The following is a 22005-nucleotide window of genomic DNA, read 5'->3' on the forward strand; positions in this document are numbered from 1 at the left end:
CCGCCTCGTGGCAGGATGCACCTGCGGGATGAGTAAGTCTTCCATTACTCGCTGATCCCGCGTCGGACGCGTTCGCACGTCCGGGCGGCCGGGTCCTCCGTCGCCGGGACGCGGTCGAGGGGTGTGACGTGAAGCTCTTGGTGCTCATCGCCGTCGCCGTCGCCTGCGTGGCGCTCAGCTTCGCATGGCGGGAGCCGTGGATCGGCGGCGTCGGCCTGCTGGTCGCCTTCGTCGCCATGTTCACCGACCGCGACGACGTGCGGCTCGACGACGAGCGCGGCAGCTACGAGACCACCAAGTCGGTCCGGAACATGCGCCGGCGGGGCCGCTAGCTAGCGCTCCCAGCGCGTGTCGCCCGCGACGTGCTGGTCCCCGGTCGGCGGCGGGCCCTGGCCGGGCTGGTTCTCCCGCGCGTAGCGCCCGTAGACGAGCGGTTGCGTGGTGTTCGACCCGGGCGGCTCGGGTTCGTCCAGCCGCCGTTCGCGGACGCCGACCACCGCGAACCTGCCGAGCGCGAGCGCGGCGAGGAACACGATCACGACGCCGAGGCCGGTGAAGCCGGCGAGCTGCTCGGCGATGCGCCGCCCTTCGCTCGCGCCGAGCGGGGCGCCGACGCCCGGTACGTTCCACAGCGTGGCGAGGGTCGGCCCGACGGCGAACCAGGCGCCGGCGAGCGCGGCCAGCCAGCCGCCGAACATCCCGACGACGCGGTTGGCGCTGAACAGCAGGATCAGCCCGCCCAGCGCGGCGGCGGCTCCGGGGGCGATGCTGAGCTGCAGGCGGTCGGTGTTGTAGACCCAGGTGTCGTCCGGCGTGAATCCGAAGTGGAAGTAGGGGCCGACGAGGGGCAGCAGCGCGCCCCACAGCCCCAGCAGGATCAGCAGGATTCCGCTGAGGACGCCTCGGGTGCGCGGAACTCGCATGGTCCCAGCCATGATCGATTCCTCCTGACCGGGAGTGTGATTCTGTTATCAGCAGCGTTTACCCGTTAGTAGGCGGTCCACACGACTGGAAAGGAGGCGCCGCATGGACGACGGCGTCACCCTCGTCCACGCGTGGGAGGAGCCACCGGCCCGCTGGGACGCGGCGGTGTTCCTCGCGGGCCCCACGCCCCGGGCGCCCGGCGTCGCCTCGTGGCGGCCGGACGCCCACGCCGAGCTGCGGGCCCGCTGGCGCGGCGGCGGGCGGCTCGTGGTGTTCGACCCCGAGCACCGGGAGGGCCGCTACGACGACTACGACGGCCAGATCGAGTGGGAGGAGCGCTGCCTGCACCTGGCCGACGAGGTCGTCTTCTGGGTGCCGCGCGACCTGGAGGCCATGCCCGCCTTCACCACGAACGTGGAGTGGGGGATGTGGCACGACAGCGGCCGGGTGGTGTTCGGCGCGCCGCCGGAGGCGCCGAGGAACGGCTACCTGCTGCACTACGCGGAGAAGTCCGCGGTGCCGACGGCCCCCGGCCTGCCGGAGACGGTCGCGGCGGCGCTGCGCCGGATCGGCGCCGGCGCGCCCCGGGCCGGCGGGGAGCGCGAGGTCCCGCTGCTGCTGTGGCGGGACGCGGCGTTCCAGCGCTGGTACGCGGGCCAGCGGGGCGCGGGCAACGAGCTGCTCGGGGCGCGGGTGGTGTTCCGCTTCGGGGTGTGCTGGGGCCTGCACGTCCGGGTCCGCGTGGCCGCGGAGGGCCGGGTCAAGGACAACGAGATCGTCATCGGGCGGCCGGACATCTCGGCGGTCGTGCTGTACCGGCCCGGGGCGGTGCTCGACGAGACGCAGGTCGTGCTCGTCCGGGAGTTCCGGAGCGCGGGCGCGGACGGGGCCGTCCACGAGCTGCCGGGCGGCTCCGGGCCGGGCGGCCCCCGCGAGGTGGCGGTCGCGGAGGTCGCCGAGGAGACGGGGCTGGCGCTGGAGCCCGGCCGGCTGCGCGAGCACCGCTCCCGGCAGGTGAACGCGACCCTGTCGGCGCACCGCGCGCACCTGTTCTCCGCCGAGGTCACCGCCGGCGAGCTGGAGCGGATCCGGGGGTCGGGACCGCACGGGGTGGCGGAGGCCGGCGAGCGCACCCACGTCGTGGTGGCCCCGTTCGGGCGGATCAGGCGGGAGGGGCTCGTGGACGCCGCCAACCTCGGAATGATCGCCGAGGCGCTGCTGGAGGCGCGCTGACTCAGCCGTCCAGGGCGTCGCGGACGAACGCGCCGAGCGCGGCGATCGCGGCGCGCGACTCGGGCAGGTAGGGCCCGAACATCTGGAACACGTGCAGCTGCCGGTCCCACACCTGGAGCGTCACCGGCACCCCGGCCTCGGCGAGCCGCCGCGCCATCAGCTCGGAGTCGCAGTACAGCAGCTCGGTGGACCCGGCGGTGAGCAGGACGGGCGGCAGTCCCGCGAGGTCGGCGCGGACGGGGGAGACCGCGGGGTCGGCGAGGTCGAGATGGCCGAGGAACCCCTCGACGAGGCGTTCCAGGAGCGCCCCGGGGTCGGAGGGGTCGAGGCCCATGTTGGCGTGCGCGAGCTTGCCGGCCAGGTCCATGTCGAGCATGGGGGACAGGGCCGCGAGCGCCGCGGGCATGGGCAGCCCCTCCTCGCGGACGCGCAGCGCCGTGGCGAACGTGAGGTGCCCGCCCGCCGAGTCGCCCATGACCACGATGCGCCCGGGGTCGATCCCCCGCTCCTCCAGCAGCCACCGGTAGGCGGTGACGCAGTCCTCGACCTCCCGCTCGAACGGAACCGCCGGGATCATCCGGTAGTCCACCGACAGCGCCGTGGCGCCGGACGCGGCCGCGAACGAGGCGACCATCCGGCGGTGCGTGTTGAGGCCGCAGGAGATCCAGCCGCCGCCGTGCAGGTAGAGGATCGCCTTGTCGCGCGGCGGCGCGGCGCCGGGCGCGGACACCCACTCGGCGCCGAAGCCGTCGAAGCCGACCTTCTCCACCCGGATGCGCCGCGGCGTCCCGGCCCGTGCCGCGAGCCGGTCGAGGAGGGCGGCGCGGCGCAGCGCCCGCTCGTCGAACGGCCGGCCCGCGAGCCGGGCGAGGCCGGGCCGGACCAGCCGCCGCACGCCCGCCGAGACCGCCCGGGAGCGCAGGCTCGCCGTCCCGTGCCGTTCGATCACCAGGGTCGCGGGGCCTTGTGCCGTCACGGGTCCTCCTCGCCTCGGGGGATGTAAGTAGATGGTGACATCCGCGGCGTGCGGCGGGGAAGGCGGGGCGCTGCTCACCGCAGCTGCGAGGGGATACGAGGAAAAGGTGTCGCCATATCGAGTTACTTGTCGCCCTTCCCCTTGCATATGCGACTGTCTAGGCTTTGCAGGGTGACGACGTTCAGGATCAGCGAGGCCGCCGCGCTCCTCGGGGTCAGCGCGGACACCGTCCGCCGGTGGGTGGACGGCGGCCGGCTCCCGGCGTCCCGGGACGAGCACGGGCACCGGCGGGTGCCGGGGGCCGCGCTGGCCGCCTTCGTGCGCGGCCAGGCGCGTGGCAGCGGAGCCTCCGACCAGGCCGAACGCTTCTCCTCGGCGCGCAACCGCATGCGGGGGATCGTCACCGAGGTCATCCGGGACGGGGTGATGGCGCAGGTCGAGATCCAGGCGGGGCCGTTCCGCGTCGTGTCGCTGATGAGCCGCGAGGCGGCCGACGAACTCGGCCTGGAGGCGGGCGTGGTCGCCGACGCCGTCGTCAAGTCCACCAACGTCGTCGTCGAAGTGCCGGACCAGGGCTGAGGGAGGCACCGTGATGAAGCGCACCGCGGCCGTGGCGGCGCTGTCGCTCACCGTTCTGGCCGGCTGCGGCGACGTCGCCGGCGAGGGCTCCTCCGGGACGGGGAGGGCGGGCGACGGCGCGACCCTGACGGTGTTCGCGGCGGCCTCGCTCACCGAGGCGTTCACCTCGCTCGGGAAGACGTTCGAGAGCGCGCATCCCGGCGTGAGGGTCAGGTTCCAGTTCGGCGGCAGCTCGACGCTGGCCCAGCAGATCACGCAGGGGGCGCCCGCCGACGTGTTCGCGGCCGCGAGCCCCGCCACCATGAAGACGGTGACCGCCGCCGGGGACGCGTCGGGGCCGCCGCGGGTGTTCACCCGCAACCGCCTGGTCATCGCCGTCCCGAAGGGGGACCCCGGCAAGGTCGCGAAGGTGGGCGACCTCGGCAGGCCGGGGCTGAAGGTCGTGCTGTGCGCGGTGCAGGTGCCGTGCGGCGCCGCGGCCGAGACGGCTCTGGCCGCGGCCGGGGTGAAGGTCGAGCCGGTGTCGCGGGAGAAGGACGTCAAGGCCGTCCTGACGAAGGTGGGGCTGGGGGAGGCCGACGCCGGGCTCGTCTACCGCACCGACGTGAAGGCCGCCGGCGGCAGGGTCGCGGGCATCGGGTTCCCGGAGGCGGCCAAGGCGATCAACGACTACCCGATCGTCGAGGTCGCCCGGGCGCCGCACAGCGCGCTCGCCAGGGAGTTCATCCGGCTGGTGGTCGGCGAGCAGGGCAGGTCGGTGCTGAGCCGGGCGGGCTTCGAGGGGCCGTGAGGCGACCGCGGAGGGCGTCGCGGGAGGCGGACCGGCTGCCGGGCGGGCCGCCGTGGGTCCTGCTCGCGCCCGCGCTGCTCGGGCTCGCCTTCCTGGTGCTGCCGCTGCTCGGCCTGCTCGTCAGGGCGCCGTGGTCCACGCTCGGCACGCGCCTGCTTCAGGCGCAGGTCATGGAGGCGCTCCGGCTCTCGCTGCTCACCGCCACCCTCGCCACCGGCCTGTGCCTGCTGCTCGGCGTCCCGCTCGCCTGGACGCTCGCCCGGGTCCGGTTCCCCGGCGTCCGGCTCGTCCGGGCCCTGGTGACCGTGCCGCTGGTGCTGCCGCCGGTCGTCGGCGGCGTCGCGCTGCTGCTCGTGCTCGGACGCCGCGGGCTGGTCGGCGGGTGGCTGGACCGCGCCTTCGGGCTCACGTTCCCCTTCACCACCGCCGGCGTCGTGCTCGCCGAGGCGTTCGTGGCGATGCCGTTCCTGGTGATCAGCGTGGAGGGCGCGCTGCGCGCCGCCGACCTGCGCTACGAGGAGGCCGCCGCCACGCTCGGCGCCGGCCGCTGGACGGTCTTCCGGCGGGTCACGCTGCCGCTGGTCGCGCCGGGCGTCGCGGCCGGGGCGATCCTGTGCTGGGCGCGGGCGCTCGGCGAGTTCGGGGCGACGATCACCTTCGCGGGCAACTTCCCCGGACGGACGCAGACGATGCCGCTCGCGGTGTACCTGGCGCTGGAGACCGACCCGCAGGCGGCGATCGTGCTCAGCCTCGTCCTGCTCGCCGTCTCGGTCGCCGTCCTCGCCGCGCTCCGGGACCGCTGGGTGGGCGGCGCGCGATGAGCGGTCCCCGGGGCCTGGACGCGCGGCTCGTCGTCCGCCGGGCCGCGTTCGACCTCGATCTCGCGCTCACCGCGGGGCCGGGCGAGGTGGTGGCCCTGCTCGGCCCGAACGGCGCGGGCAAGAGCACCGCGCTGCGCGCCCTGGCCGGGCTCGTGCCGATGGCGGGCGGGCACGTGCGGGTGGACGGCGCGGACCTGCGGCCGCTGCCGCCCGACCGCCGCGGCATCGGCATGGTCTTCCAGGACTACCTGCTGTTCCCGCACCTCACGGCGCTGGAGAACGTCGCGTTCGGGCCGCGCTGCCAGGGCGCCGGGCGCCGCGCCGCCCGGCGGACCGCCGCGGACTGGCTGGAGCGGGTGGGCCTCGCCGAGCACGCGTCCGCGCGCCCGCGGGCCCTGTCGGGCGGGCAGGCGCAGCGGGTGGCCCTCGCCCGCGCGCTGGCCGTCGACCCGCGCCTGCTGCTGCTGGACGAGCCGCTCGCGGCGCTCGACGCCCACACCCGGCTGGAGATCAGGGCCGCGCTGCGCCGCCACCTCGCCGGCTTCGGGGGCGCCGCCGTGCTCGTCACCCACGACCCGCTGGACGCCATGGTGCTCGCCGACCGCCTCGTCGTCGTGGAGGGCGGCCGGCTCGTCCAGCAGGGGACCCCCGCCGACGTCGCGCGCCGCCCCCGCACCGACTACGTCGCGCGGTTGGTCGGCCTGAACCTGTACCGGGGCAAGGCCGAGGCGGGCACGGTCGCCCTGGGGGACGGTGCCGCGACCCTCGACACTGTCGACCCACTCGAAGGTGAGGTGTTTCTCGCCTTCGCGCCATCCTCGGTGGCGCTGTACCGGAGCCGTCCCGACGGAAGCCCGCGCAACCTGTGGCGCACGCGCGTCGGCGCGATCGAACGGCACGGGGACCGCGTCCGGGTGCGGCTTCCGGGCCCGCCTTTCGACGCCGTAGCGGACGTCACTCCGGCGGCGGTCGCGGAGCTCCAATTGTCGGAGGGCAGCCCCGTATGGGCGGCCGTGAAGGCCACCGAGACCCACGTTTACCCAGCTTGAACGCCTCCTCGCCGGGCGGCGGGCGGTCGCGGGCGGTCGGTGCCGCCGACCAGTGATATCCCTCACAAAACCGGGCATCATCCCCCAAAAGCGGACGTGATTGGTCCAGACCAAATGGCAAAAACGACGGGTCTTGTTCATCATGCAAAGATCCTGCGAACAGCTGAAGGAGACGCCCGTGTCCAACCAGGTCCCCGGCCTCGACCAGGCCCCTACCGGCCACACCGAACTGATTGAGTGGGTACGCGGGATCGCCGAGCTGACCGGGCCCGAGCGGGTCGAGTGGTGTGACGGCTCGGAGGAGGAGTGGGAGCGGCTCACCGGCCTCCTCGTCGAGCAGGGCACCCTGACGCGGCTCGACCCCGCCAAACGGCCCAACAGCTTCCACGCGGCCTCCGACCCCACCGACGTCGCCCGCGTCGAGGACCGGACGTTCATCTGCTCCGAGAAGCAGGAGGACGCCGGTCCCACCAACAACTGGATCGCGCCCGCCGAGATGCGCGAGACCCTGGGCGGCCTCTTCGAGGGCTGCATGAAGGGCCGCACCATGTACGTGGTGCCGTTCTGCATGGGCCCGCTGGGAGGCAACATCTCGCAGCTGGGCGTTGAGATCACCGACTCCGCCTACGTCGCCGTGTCCATGCGGATCATGACGCGGATGGGCGAGGGCGCGCTGCGCCTCATCGAGGAGCGCGGGTCGTTCGTCAGGGCCGTCCACTCCGTCGGCGCCCCCCTGGAGCCGGGCCAGGAGGACGTCAAGTGGCCGTGCAACTCCACCAAGTACATCACGCACTTCCCCGAGACCCGGGAGATCTGGTCCTACGGGTCCGGGTACGGCGGCAACGCGCTGCTCGGCAAGAAGTGCTACGCGCTGCGCATCGCCTCGACGATGGCCCGCGACGAGGGCTGGATGGCCGAGCACATGCTCGTGCTGAAGCTGACGCCGCCCACCGGTGAGACCCGCTACGTCGCCGCCGCGTTCCCCTCGGCGTGCGGCAAGACCAACCTCGCCATGCTGGAGCCGACCATCCCCGGATGGAAGGTCGAGACGATCGGCGACGACATCGCCTGGATGCGCTTCGGCGACGACGGCCGCCTCTACGCCATCAACCCCGAGGCCGGCTTCTTCGGCGTCGCGCCCGGCACGGGCGAGAGCACCAACGCCAACGCGGTGAAGACGCTGTGGGGCAACAGCATCTTCACGAACGTGGCCCTCACCGACGACGGCGACGTGTGGTGGGAGGGCCTCACCGACGAGCCGCCCGCGCACCTGACCGACTGGAAGGGCAACGACTGGACGCCGGACTCCGAGAGCCCGGCCGCCCACCCGAACGCCCGCTTCACAACCCCGGCCGGCCAGTGCCCGATCATCGCCGACGAGTGGGAGGACCCGAAGGGCGTCCCGATCTCGGCGATCCTGTTCGGCGGCCGCCGCGCCTCCGCCGTCCCGCTGGTCACCGAGTCGTTCGACTGGCAGCAGGGCGTGTTCCTCGGCGCCAACGTCGCGTCCGAGAAGACCGCCGCCGCCGAGGGCGCCGTCGGCGAGCTGCGCCGCGACCCGTTCGCGATGCTGCCGTTCTGCGGCTACAACATGGGCGACTACTTCGGCCACTGGCTGGAGATCGGCAAGGCGACCGACCCGGAGAAGCTCCCGCGGATCTACTACGTCAACTGGTTCCGCAAGAACGCCGACGGCGAGTTCATCTGGCCCGGCTTCGGCGAGAACAGCCGCGTCCTGAAGTGGATCGTCGAGCGCCTCAACGGCAAGGCCGACGCCGTCAAGTCCCCGATCGGGCACCTGCCGACGAGGGAGGCGCTCGACACCGAGGGCCTCGACCTGGACGACGCCGACCTGGAGACGCTCCTGTCGGTCGACACCGAGGTGTGGAAGCAGGAGGCCGCCCTCGTGCCGGAGTTCTTCGAGAAGTTCGGTGAGCACACGCCGAAGGCGCTGTGGGACGAGTACCACGACCTGGTGCGCCGCCTGGAGCACTGACGCGCGGGCGGCGCCTGCCGCCGCCCGGACCCGCGGCCGGTCGCGAACTTTGCGAAGTTCGCGACCGGCCTTTGCGTTTCCCGCAGGGGACGGAGACGGACACTGGAGGAGGTTCCGTCCCCGGGAGGCCGGCATGTTCGACCTGATGACCCGCCACTGGTGGGTGCTCGCGCTGCGCGGCACGTTCGCGATCATCTTCGGCATCGTCGCCTGGGTGTGGCCGGGCATCACCGTCTGGGCTCTGGTGGTGCTGTTCGGCGCGTACGCCCTCGTGGACGGCGTGTTCGCGGTGGCGCAGGCGATCCGCGGCACGTCCGGCGGGCCGCGCGGCCTGCTGGCCCTGTCGGGGGCCGCGGGGGTCGCGCTCGGCATCGCCGCCCTGGTGTGGCCGGGCATCACCGCGTTCGTCCTGCTCATGCTGATCGCCGCCTGGGCGGTCGCCACCGGCGTGCTGGAGATCGGCGTCGCGCTCGCGATGCGCAAGGAGCTGAAGGGCGAGTGGGCGTACGTGCTCACCGGCGCCGTCTCGCTGATCTTCGGGATCATGCTGTTCGCGTGGCCCGTCTCCGGCGCGATCGCCATCGTCTGGCTGATCGGGCTGCTGGCCGTCCTGACCGGCGCCGCCATGATCGGCGCGGCGTTCCGGCTGCGCCGGCTCGGGCAGGCGGCCGAGCGCCCCGGCGGGCCGAGCCCGGCCGCCCACTACCGGCCGGGCCCCCACTACTGACCGGGGCCCGGGCCGTCCGGCGCGACCTCAAGCGCGGTTGAGGAACGCGTAGGATCCGGTGCATGACGCGGCTGGAGCACCGGGTGCACGAACTGACCGTCGGGCAGCTCGCCGAGCGGAGCGGGGTGGCCGTCTCGGCGCTGCACTTCTACGAGGCCAAGGGGCTGATCAAGAGCCGGCGCACGGCGGGCAACCAGCGGCGGTTCAGCCGGGACACGCTCCGCCGGGTCTCGTTCATCAAGGTCTCGCAGCGCGTCGGGATCCCGCTCGGCGAGATCCGCGACGCGCTCGCCACCCTCCCGGAGGAGCGCACCCCCACGGTGGCGGACTGGGCGCGCCTTTCGGAGAGATGGCGCGGCGACCTCGACGCGCGCATCCGGCAGCTCGAGCGGCTGCGCGACGACCTCACCGACTGCATCGGCTGCGGCTGCCTGTCGATCAACAAATGCGCGCTCGCCAACCCCTACGACCGGCTCGGCGACGAGGGGCCGGGGCCGCGCCGTCTGCTCGTGCCGGCCGGCGCCGGGGAACCCGCGCCCCGCCCGGCGGGCGGGACGCGGGCCTCCGAGGCGGACGGCTGCGTCCGCGCCTGCGCTCCGGGGAGCGACCCCGCCTAGATCGTTGATGGGAAATCGTTGAACTGGGTACGGACACGGCGAAGGGCGCCCATGGTCGGTGTGTGAAGACTGACTTGGACGCCCTTCTGACCGCACTCTACGTTCATCTGGACGATCACGTCCTGCCTTCGCGGCGACAGCGGCGGCGGGGCCGTGCCCGGCTGCTGAGCGATGCCGAGCTGGTCTGCGTGGCCGTCGCGCAGGTCCTGCTGGGATGCGATGCCGAGCACCGGTGGCTGCGCCTGGCCCCGGCCCGGATCGGTCACCTGTTCCCGCGTCTTCCCTGCCAGTCCGAATACAACCGGCATCTGCGCGGTGCCGCCCCGCTGCTGCTGGCCGCGGCGGCGTGGCTGGTCCGTCAGACGCCCTCCTGGCATGAGCGGCTGCGGCTGATGGACGGCACCCCGGTGCGCTGCGGCGCCTCGCGCACCACCGTGCACCGCTCGGGCCTGGGCGAGATCGCCGGCTACGGCATGGACAAGTCCCACCACGCCTTCTACTGGGGCGCCAAGCTGATGCTGGTCACCACCGCCGAGGGCGCGGTGTGCGCCTTCAGCCTGGCCCACCCCAAGGAACTGGACGAACGGCTGCAGGCGATCCACCTGCTGCACGTCCAGCCGCCCGCACCAGGACCATGCCCGATCGTGTGCGACAAGGGGTTCGCCGGCGCCGGAGTGGAAATGGCCGCCGCCGACCTGGGCCATGTGCTGATCCGGCCACCACGCGCCGACGAGCCCCATCCCCCGGTGGCGGTGTTCCCCGGCTGGCTGCGCCAGCGCATCGAGGCGGTCATCTGGACACTGAAGAACCAGCTCGGCCTGGAACGCCACGCCGCCCGCACCCCCGAAGGCCTGTGGACACGCGTCTGCCAGCGCATCTGCGCCCTCAACGCCGCCATCTGGCACAACTGGCTCATCGACGCACCCGTCAAACGCTCCCTGATCGCCTACGACCACTGACCAGCACCGATATTTCCCATCAACGATCTAGCGGCGGCGGGGAACGCGCCCGTGCGGGTCGATGCGCCGCGGGGCCGGCTCCCGCCCCGCCGGCTGCGTCACCGGCGGGCGCACCGGGATCTGCTCGATCGGCAGCTCGACGGGCTCGTCGGCGAGGGTGAACCGCTCGCCGTGGTGCCACAGCGTGAGGCCCCGGCCGTCCAGCAGCTCGTAGCGGGCCGCCTCACCGGTCATGCTGACCTTGATCCGGTTGCCCCGGTACCGCATCCGGAACGCCAGCCGGCTGATCCCGCCGGGCAGCCGCGGCGCGAACCGCAGCGTGCCCCTGCCCGCCCGCATCCCGCCGAACCCGGCGACCAGGCCGCTCCACGCGCCCGCCATCGAGGCGATGTGCAGCCCGTCGCGGGTGTTGTGGTTCAGGTCGTGCAGGTCCATCAGCGCGGTCTCGCCGAGGTAGTCGTGCGCCAGCTCCAGCTGCCCGACCTCGGCGGCGACGACCGCCTGCGTCTGTGCCGACAGCGAGGAGTCGCGGACGGTCAGGCCCTCGTAGTAGGCGAAGTCGCGCTCCTTCTGCTCGTCGGTGAACGCGTCGCCGCACAGGTGCAGCGCGAGCACCAGGTCCGCCTGCTTGACCACCTGCTTGCGGTAGAGGTCGAAGTAGGGGTAGTTCAGCAGCAGGGGATAGTGGTCGGGTTTGGTGGCCGAGAAGTCCCAGCGGGCGTGGTTGGTGAAGCTCTCGCTCTGCGGATGGACGCCGAGCCGCTCGTCGTAGGGGATGAGCATCGCCGCCGCCGCGTCCCGCCACGACGCCGCCTCCTCGGCGTTCACGCCGAGCCGGTCGGCCACGTCCGGGTGGCGCATCGCCGTCTCCGCGGCCTCCTGGAGGTTCCGGCGCGCCATCAGGTTGGTGTAGACGTTGTTGTCGACCACCGCGCTGTACTCGTCGGGGCCGGTGACCCCGTCGATGCGGAACACCCCGCCCACGTCGTGGTGGCCGAGGCTCCGCCACAGCCGGGCCGTGTGGACCAGGATGTCCAGGCCGATCTCCCGCTCGAACTGCTCGTCCTGCGTGGCGTCCACGTACCGGACGACGGCGTCGGAGATGTCGGCGTTGATGTGGAACGCGGCGGTGCCGGCGGGCCAGTAGCCCGAGCACTCGTGCCCCCGGATCGTCCGCCACGGGAACGTCGCGCCCTCCAGGCCGAGCTGGTTGGCACGGTCCCGGGCCAGCGGCAGCGTCATGTGCCGCCAGCCGAGGGCGTCCGCCGCGGCGCCGGGGGAGGTGTAGGTGAGGACCGGCAGCACGAACGTCTCGGTGTCCCAGAACGTGTGCCCGTCGTAGCCCGGCCCGGTCAGCCCCTTGGCCGGGATCATGCGGCGCTCCGCGCGGGCGCCGGCCTGCAGGACGTGGAACAGCCCGAACCTGACCGCCTGCTGGATCTCCGCGTCCCCGTCGACCTCGACGTCCGCGCCCTCCCAGAACTCGTCGAGGTACGCGCGCTGCTCGTCCAGCAGGCCCTGCCAGCCGGTCTGCCGCGCGCCCGCCAGCGCCCCGACCACCTGGTCGTGCAGCGCGGGACGCGACCGCCGGCTCGACCAGCCGTAGGAGATGTACTTGACGATGCGCAGCCGCTGCCCGGGCTCCAGCCGCGTCGCGACCGTCAGCCGCCCGACGTCCTTGGAGCTCTCGGTGTCGATCGCCATCGACTCCGGGCCCTCGATGTCGTGCGACATCCCGGCGGCCATCCGCAGGCCGCTCTGCCGCGTCCGGTGCAGCAGCAGCACCTTGGTGCCGTTGGCGACGTGCTCCTCGCCGACGAGCGGGCTGCTCAGGATCGCCGACTCGCGCGGGTCCTTGCCGCCGCCGGGCAGGGCCTCGTTGGCCACCAGCTCCGACTGGGCGACGACCCGGACCGCCTCGTCCACCGGCTCGACCTCGTAGCAGATCGCCGCGACGGCCCGCTGGGTCAGCGACACCATCCGGACCGAGGTCACCTTGATCGTCCGGTCGGCCGGGGAGGTCCACTCCACGTGCCGGGTGAGCGTCCCCGCGCGCATGTCGAGGATCCGCTCGTGGTGGTGCAGGCGGCCGTAGCGCACGTCGAGCGGCTCGTCGTCGACGAGCAGCCGGATCACCTTCCCGTTGGTGACGTTGATGACCGTCTGGCCCATCTCGGGGTAGCCGTAGGCGGTCTCGGCGTGCGGCAGGGGACGCTGCTCGTAGAAGGAGTTCAGGTAGGTGCCGGGGAGACCGTGGGGCTCGCCCTCGTCGAGGTTGCCGCGCATGCCGACGTGCCCGTTGGAGAGGGCGAACACCGACTCGGTCTGCGCCAGCCGGTCCAGCCGCAGCTCCGGCTCCCGCACGCACCACGGCTCCACCGAGAACACGGGCCGGTCGGCGCCCGCCTGGCCGTCGTGCGTGCTCACGGCGCCTCCAGCAGCTCGGACAGGTCGTCGACCACCACGTCGGCGCCCTGCTCGGCGAGCGCCTTCGCGTGCTCGTCGCCGACCCGGTTGACGCCGACGACGTAGGCGAACGCCCCGGCACGCCCGGCCTGGACGCCGGCGAGGGCGTCCTCGAACACCACGGCCTTGTCCGCCGGGACGCCCAGCTCCTCGGCCCCCGCGAGGAAGGTGTCGGGGGCGGGCTTGCCGGGCAGGTTCCGCTCCGCCGCGACGACGCCGTCGACGCGCGCGTCGAACAGGTCGGTGATGCCGGCCGTCCGCAGGACCTGGACGGTGTTGGCGCTGGAGGAGACCACGGCCGTCTTCAGCCCCGCCTCCCGCGCCTTGCGGACGTAGTCGATCGACCCGTCGAAGGTCTCGACGCCCTTCTCCTCGATGAGCTTCAGGACGAGGGCGTTCTTGCGGTTCCCGAGGCCCCTGACGGTCTCCTTCTCGGGCGGGTCGTCAGGTTCGCCCTCGGGCAGGGAGATGCCGCGCGACTCCAGGAACGAGCGCGTCCCGTCCTCGCGTCTCTTGCCGTCGACGTAGCGGCCGTAGTCGCGCACGGGGTCGAACTCGGTGAACGCCTCACCGGTCCGCTCCGCCCGCCCGCGCAGGTAGCCGTCGAACATCTCCTTCCACGCCGCCGCGTGAACGGCCGCGGTCCGGGTCAGCACCCCGTCGAGATCGAAGAGACACGCGGCCGCCTCGTCCGGCAGTCCCAGCATCGCACCCCCAGGTAGATGGCACTATCGATAGTGATCCTCAACGCGCGGCCCGTTCCCGCGGCGAGCGCGGACATGCGGGGCCGGGCGCTCGAACGGGGGGATCATGAGTCGCGTACAACCCCTTGGTCAGGGTCGCACACGAGGAGGAGTGAGCCAATGCAGAAGGCGCGAATCGGTGTCACCGGACTGGCGGTGATGGGGCGGAACCTGGCCCGCAACCTCGCCCGGCACGGGCATCCCGTGGCCGTGCACAACCGCACGTCCGCCAGGACCAAGGCGCTGGTGGAGGAGTTCGGCGGCGAGGGGACGTTCCTGCCCGCGGAGACGCCGGAGCGGTTCGTGGAGTCGCTGGAGCGGCCCCGGCGGCTGGTCGTCATGGTGAAGGCGGGCGGCCCGACCGACGCGGTCATCGACGAGTTCGCCCCGCTGCTGGAGCCCGGCGACATGATCGTCGACGGTGGCAACGCGAACTTCGCCGACACCCGCCGCCGCGAGGCCGCGCTGCGCGAGCGCGGGATCCACTTCGTCGGCACCGGCGTCTCCGGCGGCGAGGAGGGCGCGCTGCTCGGCCCGAGCATCATGCCGGGCGGCTCCGCGGAGTCCTACGAGGCGCTCGGCCCGCTGCTGGAGGACATCTCCGCCAAGGTCGACGGGACGCCCTGCTGCGTGCACGTCGGCCCCGACGGCGCCGGGCACTTCGTGAAGATGGTGCACAACGGCATCGAGTACGCCGACATGCAGTTGATCGCCGAGGCCTACGACCTGCTGCGGCACGCCGCCGGGCTCGCGCCCGCCGAGATCGCCGAGGTGTTCCGCACCTGGAACACCGGCCGCCTGGAGTCCTACCTGATCGAGATCACCGCCGAGGTCCTCGCGCACACCGACGCCTCGACCGGCAAGCCGTTCGTGGACGTCGTCCTGGACCAGGCCGAGCAGAAGGGCACCGGCCGCTGGACCGTGCAGACCGCCCTCGACCTCGGTGTCCCCGTCGGCGGCATCGCCGAGGCCGTGTTCGCCCGGTCCGTCTCCGGCCACGCCGCGCTGCGCGAGGCCGCCCGCGGCCTGCCCGGGCCGTCGCGCACGGTCATGGCCGGCTCCGGCTTCGCCGACGCCGTGGAGAAGGCCCTCTACGCATCCAAGATCGTGGCGTACGCGCAGGGGTTCCACGAGATCCAGGCGGGCAGCGCCGAGTACGGATGGAACATCGACCTCGGCGCGATGGCCACCATCTGGCGCGGCGGCTGCATCATCCGGGCCCGCTTCCTGGACCGCATCCGCGCCGCCTACGAGGCCGACCCGGAGACGCCGACGCTGCTGACCGACGACCACTTCGCCGAGGCCGTGGGCGACGCCCAGGGCGCCTGGCGCGAGGTGGTCGCCGCCGCCGCGCGCATCGGCGTCCCCGCGCCCGGCTTCTCCACCGCCCTGGCCTACTACGACTCGCTGCGCGCCGACCGCCTGCCGGCCGCGCTCACCCAGGGGCAGCGCGACTTCTTCGGCGCCCACACCTACCGCCGCACGGACCGCGACGGCTCCTTCCACACCCTCTGGGGCGGCGACCGCACCGAGGCGGGCGCCTGACGGTCAGCCCTTCCGCCACTCCGGGGATTCCAGGGCCCCCGCGGCCTGCGGCCCCATGAGCCCGAGGCCGCCGTCGACGAACAGCGACGCGCCCGTCACGTAGGACGACTCCGGGCCCGCCAGGAACGCGATCGCCTCCGCGACCTCCCGGGCGTGCCCGGGCCGCGCCAGCGGGTACCCCGCCCGGCTCTCCGGCTCGGGCGGCCGCTCGTGCTGCCCGGTCATCGGCGTCGCGATCTCTCCGGGCGCCACCGTGTTGACGGTGATCCCGTGCTCGGACAGCTCCAGGGCCAGGACCCGGGCGAGCATCTTCAGACCGCCCTTGGCGGCGCAGTACGGCCCGGCCCCGACCCGCGGGTACTCCTCGTGGACGCTGGTGACGTTGACGATGCGGCCGCCCTCGCCCCGGTCCGCCATCCGCCGGGCGGCCCGCTGCGAGCACAGGAACGCCCCGTCGAGGTCGACCGAGACCACCTCGCGCCACTCCTCGAAGCCCATGTCGAGCAGGTGCCGCATGCTGCCCGTCCCGGCGTTGTTGACCAGCACCCCGAGCCCGCCGAGCTCGTCGGCCAGCTCGTCGACGGCGCCGGCCGCCCGCACCGGGTCGGTCAGGTCGTGCCGCCGGACGGCCGCCCGCCGCCCCTCGCCCTCGACCTCCCGCGCCGTCCCCGCCGCCCCCTCCCGGTCGGACCGGTAGGTGATGCCGACGTCGAACCCCCTGCGGGCCAGAGCGACCGCGGTCGCCTTCCCGATCCCCGAGTCGGCCCCCGTGACGACGGCGACGCGGTCGTAGCTCACGGCTCCTCGTCCGGGTCCAGCTCCACCCCGGCGATCGGGTCGCCGCCGCGGGTCCCGCTCTCGGCGTCCCCCTCGTATCCCTCATCGGCGCTCTCGCTGCCCGGGACGACCCGCTCGTGCGGCTGGTCCTCCAGCCCGGAACTGGCTCCCGGGCCCCGGTCCTGCGGCTCCTTCTTGTCCATCCGCTCGGCTCCTCTCGCGTTCCTCGATTCGTCCAGCCCTTTGTTGCCGCACGCTCCGTCCCTAATCACCCGCGGGCGCTCCGGCCTCTAAGGTCGTGGGGTGGAGATACCGGGGGACGACGAGATCCGGGCGCTGCACGAGCGGTACGCGCCGGGGGAGGCCGCGTTCGAGGCCGTGTGGACGCACTGCGTCATCGTGAGCGAGATCGCCGAGCGGATCATGGACGGGGCGGGGCTCGCGGTCGACGCGGACCTCGTGCGGGCCGGGTGCCTGCTGCACGACCTCGGCGTCTACCGGCTGTACGGCCCGTCCGGGACGATCGACTACAGCCGCTACGTCCGGCACGGTGTGCTCGGTCACGAGATCCTCCGGGACGAGGGGTTCCCAGAGGAGATCTGCCGGTTCTGCTCGTGCCACACCGGGGTGGGGCTGACCAGGGACGACATCGTCCGGCAGCGACTCCCCGTGCCCGCCGGCGACTACGTGGCCGTGACCGGCGAGGAGCGGCTCGTCATGTACGCCGACAAGTTCCACAGCAAGACCGATCCGCCGACCTTCGTGTCCGCCGCGGCCTACGCCGGCCGCGTCCGGCGGTTCGGGGAGGAGAAGGTCTCCGTGTTCGAGGCGATGCGGGAGTCCTTCGGCGAGCCCGACCTCGGGCCCCTCATGGAGAAGTACGGCCACGCGCTGGCCTAGGACGGGGTCGGCGTCCGGCGCGGGCAGTGGGTGATCGGGGGCAGGATGGAGGGGTGAGCCTTATCGATGAGCTTCCCTCCGGAAACGACACCGACGCCGACTCGCTGTTCGAGGCGTTCGAACGGTGGGTGTCGGGGCGCGGGATCACGCTGTACCCCGCCCAGGAGGAGGCGCTCATCGAGGTGGTGTCCGGCGCGAACGTGATCCTCTCCACGCCGACCGGGTCGGGCAAGAGCCTGGTGGCGGCGGGAGCGCTGTTCGCCGGGCTCGGCCGGGACCAGGTCGGGTTCTACACCGCGCCGATCAAGGCGCTGGTCTCGGAGAAGTTCTTCGACCTGTGCGAGATGTTCGGGCGCGACAACGTCGGGATGATGACCGGCGACGCCAGCGTGAACGCGGACGCGCCGATCATCTGCTGCACGGCCGAGGTGCTGGCGAACATCGCGCTCAGGGACGGCGCGGACGCCGACATCGGCGTGGTCGTGATGGACGAGTTCCACTTCTACGCCGAGCCCGAGCGGGGCTGGGCGTGGCAGATCCCGCTCCTCGAACTGCCGCAGACCCAGTTCCTCCTCATGTCGGCCACCCTCGGGGACGTCTCGTTCTTCCAGAAGGACCTGACGCGGCGGACGGGACGGCCGACGGCCCTGGTGACGTCGGCGGAGCGGCCGGTGCCCCTCATCTACGACTACCGGGTGACGCCGCTGCACGAGACGATCGAGGAGCTGCTGGCCGAGCAGAAGGCGCCGATCTACCTGGTGCACTTCACGCAGGCGGCGGCGATCGAGCGGGCGCAGGCGCTGATGAGCATCAACGTGTGCACCAAGGCGGAGAAGGCGCGGATCGCCGAGCTGATCGGCAACTTCCGGTTCACCACGAAGTTCGGGCGCAACCTGTCGCGGTTCGTCCGGCACGGCATCGGGGTGCACCACGCCGGGATGCTGCCGAAGTACCGGCGGCTGGTGGAGCGTCTCGCGCAGGCGGGCCTGCTGAAGGTCATCTGCGGGACCGACACCCTCGGGGTGGGGGTGAACGTCCCCATCCGGACGGTCGTGTTCACCGCGCTCAGCAAGTACGACGGGCACCGGGTGCGGCGGCTCAGGGCGCGGGAGTTCCACCAGATCGCCGGACGGGCGGGACGGGCCGGGTTCGACACGGTCGGGTTCGTCGTCGCGCAGGCGCCCGAGCACGTGGTGGAGAACGAGAAGGCGCTGGCCAAGGCCGGCGACGACCCGAAGAAGCGGCGGAAGGTCCAGCGCAAGAAGCCGCCGGAGGGGTTCGTCGGCTGGGACGAGGACGTCTTCAACAAGCTCCAGGAGGCCGAGCCGGAGATGCTCCGGTCCCGGTTCCAGGTCAGCCACGCGATGCTGCTGTCGGTGATCGCGCGGCCGGGCAACGCGTTCCAGGCCATGAAGCGGCTGCTGACCGACAACCACGAGGAGCCCGCGGCGCGGCGCAGGCACATCTCCCGCGCCATCGCGATCTACCGGTCGCTGCTCGCGGGCGGTGTCGTCGAGCTGCTGCCGGAGCCGGACGACGCCGGCCGGTACGCGCGCATCACCGTCGACCTCCAGGAGGACTTCGCGCTCAACCAGGCGCTGTCGACGTTCGCGCTCGCGACCTTCGAGATCCTCGACCCCGCGTCGCCGTCGTACGCGCTGGACGTGCTCTCGGTGATCGAGGCGACGCTGGAGGACCCGCGGCAGATCCTGGCCGCGCAGGTCAACCGGGCGCGGGGCGAGGCCGTCCAGGAGATGAAGGCCGAGGGCATCGAGTACGAGGAGCGGATGGAGCTCCTCCAGGACGTCGACCACCCGAAGCCGCTGGAGGACGTGCTCGGCGCCGCCTACGAGGTGTACCGGGCCGGGCACCCCTGGGTCGGCGACCACCCCCTGCGCCCGAAGTCGGTCGTGCGCGACATGTACGAGCGGGCGATGACGTTCACCGAGTACATCGGCTACTACGAGCTGGCGCGGGGCGAGGGGCTCGTTCTGCGGTACCTGTCGGGGGCCTACAAGGCGCTGCAGCAGACCGTCCCGGAGTCGATCAAGACCGACGACCTGATCGACCTGATCGAGTGGCTGGGCGAGCTGGTCCGGCAGGTCGACTCCAGCCTGCTGGACGAGTGGGAGCAGCTCGCCAACCCCGCCGCCGAGGACCTGGACGAGCCGATCGAGGAGCGCGTCACCAGGGTCACCGCGAACGCGCGGGCGTTCCGGGTACTGGTGCGCAACGCGATGTTCCGCCGGGTGGAGCTGGCGGCGCTGGAGCGCTACGGCGAGCTCGGCGCGCTGGACCCCGACTTCGGCGCCGACGGGTGGGCGCAGGCCATGGACCGCTACTTCGAGGAGCACGACGAGCTGCTCACCGGGCCCGACGCGCGGGGGCCGAAGCTGCTGCAGATCGAGGAGGTCCCGGAGGACGCGCTGTGGCGTGTCCGGCAGGTCTTCGACGACCCTGAGGGGCATCACGACTGGGGTGTCACCGCCGAGGTCGACCTCGCGGGCTCCGACCAGGAGGGCGAGGCCGTCCTCCGGGTGACCGGCGTCGACAGGATGTAGGAGGGACGTATGGTGCGGGTCGCGGTGGCGCAGTTCGCGCCCGGAACCGACAAGGACGCGAACCTGGCGGCGATCGGCGGCCTGGTCGCCGAGGCGGCCGGGCAGGGCGCGCGGGTCGTGGTACTGCCCGAGTTCGCCATGTTCACCGCGCCGAGGATGGACCGGCGCTTCGTCGACTCGGCCGAGCCCTTGGACGGCCCCTTCGCGGCAGGGCTCGGCGAGCTGGCTCGCCGCCACGGCGTCCACGTCGTCGCGGGCCTGAACGAGCGGCTGGACGAGCGGCTGGACGAGCCGGACCGCATCTCCAACACGCTCGTCGCCGTCGCCCCCGGCGGGGGCGTCGTCGCCGAGTACCGCAAGATCCACCTGTACGACGCGTTCGGGTACGAGGAGTCGGCGCTGGTGCGGCCGGGGGAGATCGGCGAGCCGCGGACCTTCGCCGTCGACGGCGTCACGTTCGGCATGCAGACCTGCTACGACGTCCGGTTCCCCGAGGTGACGCGGCGGATCGTGGACGCGGGCGCCGACGTCCTGGCGCTGCCCGCCGAATGGGTGCCCGGGCCGCTCAAGGAGGACCACTGGCGGACGCTGGTGCGGGCCCGCGCGATCGAGAACACGATCTACGTGGCGGCCGCCGACCAGTGCGCCCCGACCGGCGCGGGCAACAGCATGGTCGTCGACCCGATGGGCGTCGTCGTGGCCGCGCTGGGGGAGGGGACCGGGGTCGTGTCCGGGGACGTCTCGCCCGAGCGCGTCAAGGCCGTCCGCGCGAAGAACCCGGCGCTCGACCTGCGCCGCTTCACGGTCGCCCCGGCCGGAGGCTGAGGAACCTCGCCGCGAGGCCCGGCGTGATCGCGAGACCTCCGGCGCGGCCGCGGGCGGCGGGTGTCGGCCTTCTCCGCGTTCGTCGAGAACATCGCTCCGCTCGCGCGGCGAAGCCTCTAGCCAAGGTATCGAGGTGGCAACGGTTGCGGCGCGTCTCCGTGTCCGGACGGCCGCACAGCGTGACTATCATGGGGTGCGCCTTTCCTCCAGCCTTCCGCCCGCCGGGTTCACCCGCGGCGAGCCCCGGCCGCCCGTCCGCCGTCCGAGCCGCCTGTCGGTGGTCGCCGCGGCGCTCGCCCTCGTCGCGGGGCTCTTCCTCGTCATCGCCTACGGGACGACGCGGGTCGCGCCGGCCCGCCCGGCGGACGGCGTCTCCACTCCGGCACCGTCCGCCAGTGCCGCGCCCGCCTCCTCGCCGCCGCCGGGGCGGGACGTGGCCGAGCCCCGCGTCAATCCGTCCCGCCACCACGCCGGGAAGAAGAAGCGGGCCCACCGCCGCGAGCACGCCGCCGTCTCGCCGCGCCGGCACCACCGCCCCGTGCGGCGGCACCACCGGCCCGCGGCGCGCAAACCGCCGCGGGCCCGCCACGCGCCCTCGTGGGTCTCGGGCGAGTGCAAGCGGCGCTTCCCCTACGATCCGGCCCGGGGCGCCGCCTGCGTCGGCGCCCTGACCGGCGCGTTCGGCTGACCGCCGGGTCAGGCCGCCTTCGCGGTCAGCAGGCGGCGCACCTCGGCGCGCAGTTCCTCGACGTCCACCCCGGCCTCGGTGGCGAGCCGCGCCGACAGGAAGCCACCGTCGTGCAGGACGCCGAGCAGGAGGTGCCCGCTGCGGATCTCCTTCTGGCCGAGCCGGATCGCGTGCCGCAGGCTCAGTTCCAGCGCCTTCTTGGCCTGGGGCGTGAAGGGGATGTGCCCCCGGCGGAACCGGTCGCTCTTTCCGGCCGGCACGTCGAGGGCGCCCTCGCCGAAGCTCTGCTCGGTGGCCTCGCGGACGGCGTCCAGGTCGATCCCGATGCTGCGCAGGGCGTCGGAGTCGAGGACGTCGCCGCCCGCCCGGTTGGCGCGGACGATCCGGGCGCGCAGGTCGTCCGGGGCGAGCCCGTGCTCGCGCAGCACGCGTCCCGTGGCGTCCTCGGCGCCCGCCAGGACGAGCAGGACGTGCTCGGTGCCGATGTGGCGGTCGCGCAGCGCCCGCGCCTCCGCCTGGGCCCCGGTGACCGCCTGCCGCGCGTCCGCGGTGAAACGCTCGAACATCCTCTACTGCTCCTTCTTGAGTAGGCGGCGGCCGGAGCCGTGCTTCTTGTGGACGGCCTGCCGGCTCACGCCGAGGCAGACCGCGATCTCCTGCCAGGACCAGCCCTGGTCGCGGGCGCTGGCGACCTGCAGCGCCTCCAGCCTCTCGGCCAGCTCGCGCAGCGCGCGCACCGCCCGCAGCCCCACCGCCGGATCCCGGCTGCTCGCCTCCTGGGCGAGCGTCACTCCATCGCTCATGCTGTCAATGTAGGTTGACACTGGGA

23 protein-coding genes are annotated in these 22005 nt (G+C 73.1%); 15 read left to right on the forward strand and 8 right to left on the reverse strand.

The features are described 5' to 3' along the window. The first annotated feature begins 128 nt into the window (after positions 1 to 128). Entirely contained in the window at positions 129 to 332 is a 204-nt protein-coding gene (locus BKA00_RS04405) for a hypothetical protein (RefSeq protein ID WP_185023696.1), read from the forward strand. Here the strand turns inward: BKA00_RS04405 and BKA00_RS04410 are convergent, their stop codons facing one another. Next, the gene (locus tag BKA00_RS04410; protein ID WP_185023697.1) at positions 333 to 935 is read right to left on the reverse strand and encodes a hypothetical protein; all 603 of its coding nucleotides are present in this window, start codon (positions 933 to 935) and stop codon (positions 333 to 335) included. It abuts the gene before it with no gap. A 91-nt stretch (positions 936 to 1026) separates the two neighbouring features. Between BKA00_RS04410 and BKA00_RS04415 the strand changes: the two genes are divergently transcribed. Next, positions 1027 to 2157: a nucleoside 2-deoxyribosyltransferase domain-containing protein gene (locus BKA00_RS04415; RefSeq protein ID WP_185023698.1), complete on the forward strand. Its 1131-nt coding sequence runs from the start codon at positions 1027 to 1029 to the stop codon at positions 2155 to 2157. A 1-nt stretch (position 2158) separates the two neighbouring features. On the opposite strand, the gene BKA00_RS04420 is transcribed toward BKA00_RS04415, so the two are convergent. Next, positions 2159 to 3133 carry an alpha/beta hydrolase gene (locus BKA00_RS04420; RefSeq protein ID WP_185023699.1) on the reverse strand — a complete coding sequence of 325 codons (975 nt, stop codon included), beginning with the start codon at positions 3131 to 3133 and terminating at the stop codon, positions 2159 to 2161. 171 nt (positions 3134 to 3304) lie between these two features. On the opposite strand from BKA00_RS04420, the gene BKA00_RS04425 reads away from it, so the two are divergent. The 8 genes from BKA00_RS04425 to BKA00_RS04460 all read left to right on the forward strand — a co-directional run bounded on the left by BKA00_RS04425 (position 3305) and on the right by BKA00_RS04460 (position 10671). Further along, entirely contained in the window at positions 3305 to 3712 is a 408-nt protein-coding gene (locus BKA00_RS04425; RefSeq protein ID WP_185023700.1) for a helix-turn-helix domain-containing protein, read from the forward strand. 13 nt (positions 3713 to 3725) lie between these two features. Then, complete coding sequence (gene modA, locus BKA00_RS04430; protein ID WP_185023701.1) at positions 3726 to 4502, forward strand: molybdate ABC transporter substrate-binding protein; 777 nt, start codon at positions 3726 to 3728, stop codon at positions 4500 to 4502. Further along, complete coding sequence (gene modB / locus BKA00_RS04435; RefSeq protein WP_185023702.1) at positions 4499 to 5323, forward strand: molybdate ABC transporter permease subunit; 825 nt, start codon at positions 4499 to 4501, stop codon at positions 5321 to 5323. The genes modA and modB overlap by 4 nt, the downstream gene beginning before the upstream one ends. Further along, positions 5320 to 6372, forward strand: coding sequence for an ABC transporter ATP-binding protein (locus BKA00_RS04440; RefSeq protein WP_185023703.1), 1053 nt, complete (start codon positions 5320 to 5322; stop codon positions 6370 to 6372). Before modB ends, BKA00_RS04440 begins: the two co-directional genes overlap by 4 nt. 178 nt (positions 6373 to 6550) lie before the next feature. Then, a complete protein-coding gene (locus BKA00_RS04445) occupies positions 6551 to 8368 on the forward strand; it encodes a phosphoenolpyruvate carboxykinase (GTP) (protein ID WP_230298466.1) in 1818 nt (605 codons plus the stop codon). A gap of 133 nt (positions 8369 to 8501) precedes the next feature. Beyond that, on the forward strand, positions 8502 to 9095 hold the full coding sequence (locus tag BKA00_RS04450; protein WP_185023705.1) for an HdeD family acid-resistance protein: 594 nt from the start codon (positions 8502 to 8504) through the stop codon (positions 9093 to 9095). 62 nt (positions 9096 to 9157) lie between these two features. Next, positions 9158 to 9712 (forward strand): redox-sensitive transcriptional activator SoxR, encoded by a 555-nt coding sequence (gene soxR / locus BKA00_RS04455; protein ID WP_185023706.1) that lies wholly within the window; start codon positions 9158 to 9160, stop codon positions 9710 to 9712. A gap of 62 nt (positions 9713 to 9774) precedes the next feature. Next, a complete protein-coding gene (locus BKA00_RS04460; protein WP_185023707.1) occupies positions 9775 to 10671 on the forward strand; it encodes a hypothetical protein in 897 nt (298 codons plus the stop codon). A 27-nt stretch (positions 10672 to 10698) separates the two neighbouring features. On the opposite strand, the gene BKA00_RS04465 is transcribed toward BKA00_RS04460, so the two are convergent. After that, a complete protein-coding gene (locus BKA00_RS04465) occupies positions 10699 to 13098 on the reverse strand; it encodes a glycoside hydrolase family 65 protein (RefSeq protein ID WP_185023708.1) in 2400 nt (799 codons plus the stop codon). Continuing rightward, the gene (locus tag BKA00_RS04470) at positions 13095 to 13844 is read right to left on the reverse strand and encodes an HAD family hydrolase (protein ID WP_185023709.1); all 750 of its coding nucleotides are present in this window, start codon (positions 13842 to 13844) and stop codon (positions 13095 to 13097) included. Before BKA00_RS04470 ends, BKA00_RS04465 begins: the two co-directional genes overlap by 4 nt. Before the next feature lie 156 nt (positions 13845 to 14000). Between BKA00_RS04470 and gndA the strand changes: the two genes are divergently transcribed. After that, positions 14001 to 15425, forward strand: coding sequence for an NADP-dependent phosphogluconate dehydrogenase (gene gndA, locus BKA00_RS04475; RefSeq protein WP_185023710.1), 1425 nt, complete (start codon positions 14001 to 14003; stop codon positions 15423 to 15425). Positions 15426 to 15428: 3 nt separating this feature from the next. Here the strand turns inward: gndA and BKA00_RS04480 are convergent, their stop codons facing one another. Together BKA00_RS04480 and BKA00_RS04485 are read right to left on the reverse strand one after the other, a co-directional pair. Next, positions 15429 to 16223, reverse strand: a complete 795-nt coding sequence (locus BKA00_RS04480; protein ID WP_185023711.1) for an SDR family oxidoreductase — start codon at positions 16221 to 16223, stop codon at positions 15429 to 15431. Next, entirely contained in the window at positions 16220 to 16405 is a 186-nt protein-coding gene (locus BKA00_RS04485) for a hypothetical protein (protein ID WP_185023712.1), read from the reverse strand. The genes BKA00_RS04480 and BKA00_RS04485 overlap by 4 nt, the downstream gene beginning before the upstream one ends. A 100-nt stretch (positions 16406 to 16505) precedes the next feature. On the opposite strand from BKA00_RS04485, the gene BKA00_RS04490 reads away from it, so the two are divergent. The 4 genes from BKA00_RS04490 (at position 16506) to BKA00_RS04505 (ending at position 21176) form a co-directional block, all read left to right on the forward strand. Then, positions 16506 to 17102 carry an HD domain-containing protein gene (locus BKA00_RS04490; RefSeq protein ID WP_185023713.1) on the forward strand — a complete coding sequence of 199 codons (597 nt, stop codon included), beginning with the start codon at positions 16506 to 16508 and terminating at the stop codon, positions 17100 to 17102. 53 nt (positions 17103 to 17155) lie between these two features. Then, positions 17156 to 19663 (forward strand): DEAD/DEAH box helicase, encoded by a 2508-nt coding sequence (locus tag BKA00_RS04495; RefSeq protein ID WP_185023714.1) that lies wholly within the window; start codon positions 17156 to 17158, stop codon positions 19661 to 19663. A gap of 9 nt (positions 19664 to 19672) precedes the next feature. Beyond that, entirely contained in the window at positions 19673 to 20488 is an 816-nt protein-coding gene (locus BKA00_RS04500; RefSeq protein ID WP_185023715.1) for a carbon-nitrogen hydrolase family protein, read from the forward strand. Positions 20489 to 20681: 193 nt separating this feature from the next. Beyond that, positions 20682 to 21176: a hypothetical protein gene (locus tag BKA00_RS04505; protein WP_185023716.1), complete on the forward strand. Its 495-nt coding sequence runs from the start codon at positions 20682 to 20684 to the stop codon at positions 21174 to 21176. A gap of 8 nt (positions 21177 to 21184) precedes the next feature. Here the strand turns inward: BKA00_RS04505 and BKA00_RS04510 are convergent, their stop codons facing one another. Together BKA00_RS04510 and BKA00_RS04515 are read right to left on the reverse strand one after the other, a co-directional pair. Next, complete coding sequence (locus BKA00_RS04510) at positions 21185 to 21742, reverse strand: Clp protease N-terminal domain-containing protein (RefSeq protein ID WP_185023717.1); 558 nt, start codon at positions 21740 to 21742, stop codon at positions 21185 to 21187. Positions 21743 to 21745: 3 nt separating this feature from the next. Beyond that, on the reverse strand, positions 21746 to 21979 hold the full coding sequence (locus tag BKA00_RS04515) for a helix-turn-helix domain-containing protein (RefSeq protein WP_179278852.1): 234 nt from the start codon (positions 21977 to 21979) through the stop codon (positions 21746 to 21748). Positions 21980 to 22005 lie beyond the last annotated feature (26 nt).

The sequence above is a fragment of the Actinomadura coerulea genome (assembly GCF_014208105.1).
Classification (GTDB): Bacteria; Actinomycetota; Actinomycetes; order Streptosporangiales; family Streptosporangiaceae; genus Spirillospora; species Spirillospora coerulea.